Source organism: Kroppenstedtia guangzhouensis (assembly GCF_014637345.1).
Classification (GTDB): Bacteria; Bacillota; Bacilli; order Thermoactinomycetales; family DSM-45169; genus Kroppenstedtia; species Kroppenstedtia guangzhouensis.
Map to the genome: position 1 here is coordinate 1 of NZ_BMEX01000039.1, position 6113 is coordinate 6113.

Annotated in this window: 6 protein-coding genes and 1 pseudogene; 2 read left to right on the plus strand and 5 right to left on the minus strand. The window is 46.2% G+C overall.

Going from position 1 to position 6113, the window contains the following annotated elements:
• Positions 1-236 precede the first annotated feature (236 nt).
• Positions 237-470 (minus strand): hypothetical protein, encoded by a 234-nt coding sequence (locus IEV46_RS17420; protein WP_188433824.1) that lies wholly within the window; start codon positions 468-470, stop codon positions 237-239.
• Positions 471-1138: 668 nt separating this feature from the next.
• Here IEV46_RS17420 and IEV46_RS17425 point away from each other — a divergent pair.
• Positions 1139-1672, plus strand: coding sequence for a thermonuclease family protein (locus tag IEV46_RS17425; protein WP_188433826.1), 534 nt, complete (start codon positions 1139-1141; stop codon positions 1670-1672).
• Between the two features lie 68 nt (positions 1673-1740).
• On the opposite strand, the gene IEV46_RS17430 is transcribed toward IEV46_RS17425, so the two are convergent.
• Positions 1741-2685 (minus strand): trypsin-like serine peptidase, encoded by a 945-nt coding sequence (locus IEV46_RS17430; protein ID WP_188433828.1) that lies wholly within the window; start codon positions 2683-2685, stop codon positions 1741-1743.
• Between the two features lie 564 nt (positions 2686-3249).
• Between IEV46_RS17430 and IEV46_RS17435 the strand changes: the two genes are divergently transcribed.
• Entirely contained in the window at positions 3250-3459 is a 210-nt protein-coding gene (locus IEV46_RS17435) for a hypothetical protein (protein WP_188433830.1), read from the plus strand.
• Positions 3460-3719: 260 nt separating this feature from the next.
• Here IEV46_RS17435 and IEV46_RS17440 read toward each other — a convergent pair whose 3' ends face one another.
• The 3 genes and pseudogenes from IEV46_RS17440 to IEV46_RS17450 all read right to left on the minus strand — a co-directional run bounded on the left by IEV46_RS17440 (position 3720) and on the right by IEV46_RS17450 (position 5930).
• Positions 3720-3902, minus strand: coding sequence for a hypothetical protein (locus IEV46_RS17440; RefSeq protein ID WP_188433832.1), 183 nt, complete (start codon positions 3900-3902; stop codon positions 3720-3722).
• 97 nt (positions 3903-3999) lie between these two features.
• A pseudogene (locus IEV46_RS17445) lies at positions 4000-4332 on the minus strand (single-stranded DNA-binding protein); the annotation flags it as partial.
• Positions 4333-4592: 260 nt separating this feature from the next.
• Entirely contained in the window at positions 4593-5930 is a 1338-nt protein-coding gene (locus IEV46_RS17450) for a helix-turn-helix domain-containing protein (protein WP_188433836.1), read from the minus strand.
• Positions 5931-6113 lie beyond the last annotated feature (183 nt).

Consider the following 6113-nt stretch of genomic DNA (forward strand, 5'->3'; position numbering starts at 1 on the left):
CCACATCTTAATGGGAGGCGAAATATAAAAAAAGCCCTCAATTGAGGGTTTTACTTTTTGTGGAATCTACTTTGCCCCTGGTGACAGCTTCGCTGGTATTACCCCCTCTAGGACGGCGATCCCGTCCCGTCGATGAAGCGCGTCTACAATGGCTCCGGGTGTTACTGCACCTGGAGCCATTCGTAGTTTATGCTCGCCTTTATCATAGCATACCCAAAGAAAGGAAACAATCTTCCTCACAATTTCAATTGATGCGGCGGCGGCACTGGTCCGCACTGTTCACAATACGGAGAGTAAAACTCTCGGATCCTCTCCTCGCATTTCTTACACACAACGTGTCGGCCCAAGGCAAGTAGCCAACCGACCGTCTGTCGATAAAAACCCGGATCGTCATGGGACCGGGCTTTACGATCCCACTGGACAGTCAGGGTGTCCGGATCTGCTATTACTTCCCCTTGTTCAATTTTCATGAAAACTGCTCCTTGTTCTTTTGAATATTGTACCACTAAAAAAAGCCCGCCTGGTGGCGGGCCATGCCGTTATGGGGTATGACAACGATTCATTGATTTTATGGCCACTTTCTCAATCTCTACCGATAATATCGGAGATAAACGCGGTACGACGCCTATGGGTGTTATCACCGGAGAAACATTAACGGCAGAGTTTTTCCCGAGATAATCCCTGTGGCTCCGCCGATAACATCCCCGTATAAAACAAAACTCCGCCGTTAATATAAGTTATCGGCGGAAAACGCCCAAATGGCCATTTATTTCGCGAATCGTTGTCGTACCCCATGATTGACGAAGACTCGAAAATGAAGCGCAACAGCATCGGCATCGTGATGGGCATGATTCTCCGGGAGATTCAACACCGGGAAAAAGCGAAGAGACAAGCGGAAGAAGCTTGAGAGAAGGGGGGCGCACAGCCTCCCTTTTTCCTTGCCTGGAATAAGACAGCGGGGCAGAATGGAGGAAATAGCGTGAGGAATAATCCAGATGAAAAAGCCGGGGAAGAAAGAGGATTGAAGTGAACTCTACTTTCTATTTATCGTCTTATAATACAGGTAATTCCTATAAGCAATATGTTATAGTACAATTTTGTTTACGGGGCTTTCAATTTGTAGGTAAGGAGGATTTCAATGAGACGAAGCTGGATTTGGTTATTGCCTTTGGTTCTCATGTTAGGTTGCAAAGATCCGAATCAAACAGCTGATCTACCTATACGAAAAATTGTAGAAGAAGTAGAATTTGTTCAAACTTTAGATGGTGATGAAGCCAAATTTAGAATCGATGGCGACGTGAAAACAGTTCAATTTCTACAAGTTGAATCACCGAGTATCGATAGAAAACAACCTCTTGGGGAAGATGCAATGGATCTAACAGATTCTCTCTTGAAAAATGCCAAGAAAATTGAGTTAAGATACGATGTTCATCAAGGCAAATCTCTGGTCAAAGCCTATGTTTTTGCAGATGGTACAAATGTTCAGAAAGAGCTATTAAAGAAAGGATTAGCACGGAAAAGAGAGGAACCATTCGGTAAGAATCGAGAAAATTTAGTGAACGATCTTCAGGCGACGGAATTAGAGGCACAAGAAAAGCAAGTTGGTATCTGGGCCTGTCCTGGTTATGTGAGAAATAAGGATTTTGCTCCGGAAAAATGGTGTAAAGACTAGAAAGGAAATGATGAAAACGCGAATACGCGAATATATAAAAAACCGAGGCTGAGAGCCCCGGTTTTTCTCTATTGCCAACTTTGAATTAATTTTTTTGTTGTTTCATCCAGTGGGCAAGCCATTGATTTGTTATCACCCTTGGCGGAATTGATTCCAATTTGCGTTGTGCCAACTCCGGTTGTATTCCATAATGGTCCTCCGCTCATGCCCGGTTCCGTTCTCGTATTATTATTAATTACTTCAAATAATCGGTCATAGTCAGTAATATTACCCACACTCTTATATTGATATTCATTGGGGTAACCTGAGGCTGTCACTTTCTCTGAATCGGAGACTGAAGATCGCATTGTAAATGTGAAGACCGGAAAGCGATCTTCAGGATCAACATTTACAACTGCATAATCAAATCGAATATCCGTGTATCTAACTTGATCTGGATTCGGAGGTTTGACATCTTTCCAATTCGTTGTGAATGCGACTTCAGTACCCATTGCAGATCCATAGGGTGATCCATCACTTGGATTCTCTCCAGGGACGACTAAAACAGCTTCCGCAAGCGTATTCGAGTAAGTATCATAGATACAATGAGCAGCCGTTAAAACAGAAGTTGGATCAATCATGGACCCTGCACATCCAACAATATAGTCATCATAAAACACATAGAGACTGACAACCCCGTTATATGGAGCTTGTTTCGTATTGGTGATTCTTTCCCAAGTAGCTTGAATCCCGATTGGAGGATCGATGGCCTGTTGAACGTCTTGATTTCTGTCAGGCTTGACTTCAAGCCCTTCTTTTTTCTTGAATTCCTCTATAGAGGTAGTATTAACTTTCCTAATGGGCTTTATATCCCCCATATTCTGAATACGGGGTAGTTTATCAATCTTTTTAGTTGGGATATCGACTAATACGTCTTCTTGAGCTTTTTGTTCATCTGCACTTACAGAAGAGACCCCGAAAAACGGAAACAAACAAACAGCAAACGCAAAAACCAAACACTGAATTTTTTTCAAAATAACCCCTCCTCATTTATCCAATCCTACCATAATATCAAAAAACACCCAATATAATTTCCGTTTTTTATTAAAAAACTATATTAAGGGGTTACTCAACCGATAGCAGGGCCAGATATAAGATTCTTCAGCCGTTCATTCTTAGTAAACCGGGAAATGATCGAAACGGACTTTCCCTGAAAACAACTCCGATCACCCTCAAGTGCTTGAACCACCAAGGTTTTCGCTTCTCACGTCCGGGAAATAGCACAACTGACGAACATCTGACGTACAGCTCGTATAACATCTCATGGTACAACTCACTAGACAGGTCAAACCCTTGCTGGTACTAGGATTCTCCAGTGGAAGCAGTCCGCCAAATGGACAGGTAAATATCATCGGTTGATCCGTAAACGTGGCACTATTGGAGAAAGAAGAAAGAAGAAAGAATTAACTACTCCGTTTACTCTCCAACTCTTTCTTGATATCATTCCAGTCGTCTCGTGATATGATGGATACACTGGATCCAGGTATGGCAGATCGTTGATGCCGTGCATACTGGGAAAGAAGTGGAGGGAATGAGAGATGTCTGATAAAAAAGATCCTCCTCGCTTGATCTTCACCGTGCCGGAGGAGATGCACAAGAGTCTGCAAAAAGTGGCGGAGGAGAAGACGGAAGAGACGTTTGGTGCAGTCAAATGGTCGCTTGCCATGGTTGTCCGTACCGCTTGTGCCGAGTACATTCATAAGCACAAGCGGGAACGAGAAAAAGAAAAAGAGAAGGAAGAAGAATGAGAACCCCCACGGAGGGGTTTTTATTTATCCTCGCCTGAGAGCCACTCCAGCATGCCTGAGAGATGTTTCAATCTCTGATGATAGTCAGGTATCCAAGTAAGGAAAACGGATCATACAGAGGCGTACAGAAGGGGAGAGGGGTGGCAAAGAAAAAACCCCGGAAATCATCCGAGGTTCTCTTCCACTCAAAGATGTCTGCTAGCTCCCATTGGATCCGGTGCTTACCAGCCGGAAGTCGCACAACACGTTCCAGCTTCGCATCACTTGGCCACCTCCTCCAAGGGATTCCCGTTCTCCTCGATCAGGATCGCCATGCTCTCTGCCAGTTTGCGGATCGATCCGGGCAAGTCAGATATGACCTTCTTCCCGTCGTTCTCCACCTCGATCTCCAATAACAAAAGCTCCTCTCCATCAACCTTTACCGCCAGTCCGAACTTTTCCATGGGGATCCCCTCCGTGTGAGTGATGTGGCCGGGATTGTGGCTCCCGGCGTGCCGTTCAGTCTCAGAAAGGAAGATCCGAATCGTTGATGTGAATGTCGTCACCTTGCTCCTTGCCACGGTCGAGGAAGCGCACGTTTTCAGCGACAACTTCCGCCACCTTGACCTTTTGTCCCTCCTTGTTCTCATAGCTGCGTGTTTGCAGGCGACCATCGACGGCCACCATCCGACCTTTCTTCATGTAGTTGGCCACATTCTCCGCCAGTTGGCGCCAGGCGATGACATCGATGAAGTCGGCTTCCCGCTCTCCGTCACTGTTCTTGAAGTTTCTCTCCACAGCGAGGCGGAAGGAAACGACGGCGGCACCACTCGGTGTATAGCGGAGTTCGGGATCTTTTGTCAGACGGCCGATCAGCACAATTCGGTTGAGCATGCACAACATTCCTCTCCTCATTTGATATCAATATTATATCATTTAGGTGCAGTGGATACAATGCGAATGGAGGAAATGACGTCTAAGATCCACAAATGGAGTGAGTGGGCATAAAAAAAAGGCCGCAGATGCGGCGAGGATCGATTTACCACGGGCCGGGTTGATCCGAGTAGCCTTGGCTGTGAAATGTAAAGAGCGAGTCAGGCGCAGACACGGCACCGAGTGTGAAAACGGAGACGAAAACGAGTGCAAGAATGGACTTAGAGATCATCTTCTTCATCGAGCAGACTCCTTTCTTCGTCCAGTCGTTTTTGTGCTTGATACATATTCCGTGAAACCCTCTCAAATTCCTGCTCATCCAATTCCTCGAAGCATTCCGCCAATCGGAACAGCAAGCGAACCTCTCTTTTTTTGTCCTGATGTTTTTGAGCAAGCGTCAGTGCTTTCTGATACCATTCGACAGCTTCTCTTTTTTTCCCTTTCTCTTTCAGAATGTTTCCCTTGATGGTCAAGGACTGAACCAAACGGGGCTCGTCTTGATGCTCCTTCGCACTCTCAATCGCTTGGTCAATCAGTTCCAGCGCTTCGGAAACGTGATCTTGTTGCATCTGAAGAATGGCAAAACGCGCATAGGCCGTATTCAGACTCTTTTGCTGTGTCTCGTTCAGTTTGTCACGGAGGGAAAGCGCGGTCTGGAAACAAGATTCCGCTTGTTCCAACTGATTTATGCGCATGTAGACATCACCCAGGACGGTCCAGAACGTAAACATGGAAAAGTGACTTTTATTCTGACGTGCCAAGTCTTCCCCGGCATACGCATAATCCAGTGCTTCCTCGTACATGCCCAGTCGTCGAGACAACTCCGCGCGGAGCCAGTAAAAGGTCAACTTCGCTTCGGTGTCCATACATTGCGGCAGTTGATCCCAGATATCTTGGACCAGGCGCATACTTTCAGCGACTCGTCCCAGTCGTTCCAGATAGATGGCCTTGTTCCGTTGCAGACCGAAGTAGACTTGTGTTCGCTCTCCCTGTGGGTCATAAGCTGCCAGTCCGCTCTCGGTGAATTTCAACGCTCGCTCCAAATCGTTCTGCTGGTAATGGACATAGCCTAGTGCCTGGAATGCCGCTGCTTCGATATTGCTTTTCACATTCGCAGTGCTAGCAAAGTGAATGGCCTGATGCAGGGCAGTCTCCGCTTGCCTCCAGTTCTGCCGGGAGATCTGGACCTGGCCACGATGGAAGTGAAACGTCGCCGCTAACGGATGCTTGTCCTCTGTTTCGATGGAATCCAGCAGTTCTTGAGCTTGATGGAACTTACCGGCGATCACCATCGTTTCGATGATACGGGACTGTCTCTGCAACTCGGATAAATGGTCCCTTTCTTGCAGTAACAGCGTCGGCAGGTCCTCCATCTTCAGATCCAGCTTGTCGAGCAGATAGTGTGCCTTTTCATAGCGCACGTGTGCGACACCCCGTTCAATGTTGCTGATCGTGGCGGGGGAGATGTTTTCATCGGCCAAGTCTTCCAATCGCAGACCTCTTTTTTTTCGCTCTTTTCGGATCACTTCCCCCAGTTCATTCAACTCTAGGACTTTCATTGTTTACCACCTTTTCTATTAATTCAATGATCTTCTTTATTCTATCTGATCCAAGACCAGGAAGAAATATCATTTTTAGGGGTAATACCAGCGAAGCTGTCACCAGGGGCAAAGTAGATTCCACAAAAAGTAAAACCCTCAATTGAGGGCTTTTTTTATATTTCGCCTCCCATTAAGATGTGG

Bases quoted from the DNA above. Each gene is read 5' to 3' on its own strand.
- IEV46_RS17420 (WP_188433824.1), bottom strand. From the start codon at position 470: ATGAAAATTGAACAAGGGGAAGTAATAGCAGATCCGGACACCCTGACT.
- IEV46_RS17425 (WP_188433826.1), top strand. From the start codon at position 1,139: ATGAGACGAAGCTGGATTTGGTTATTGCCTTTGGTTCTCATGTTAGGT.
- IEV46_RS17435 (WP_188433830.1), top strand. From the start codon at position 3,250: ATGTCTGATAAAAAAGATCCTCCTCGCTTGATCTTCACCGTGCCGGAG.
- IEV46_RS17440 (WP_188433832.1), bottom strand. From the start codon at position 3,902: ATGGAAAAGTTCGGACTGGCGGTAAAGGTTGATGGAGAGGAGCTTTTG.
- IEV46_RS17450 (WP_188433836.1), bottom strand. From the start codon at position 5,930: ATGAAAGTCCTAGAGTTGAATGAACTGGGGGAAGTGATCCGAAAAGAG.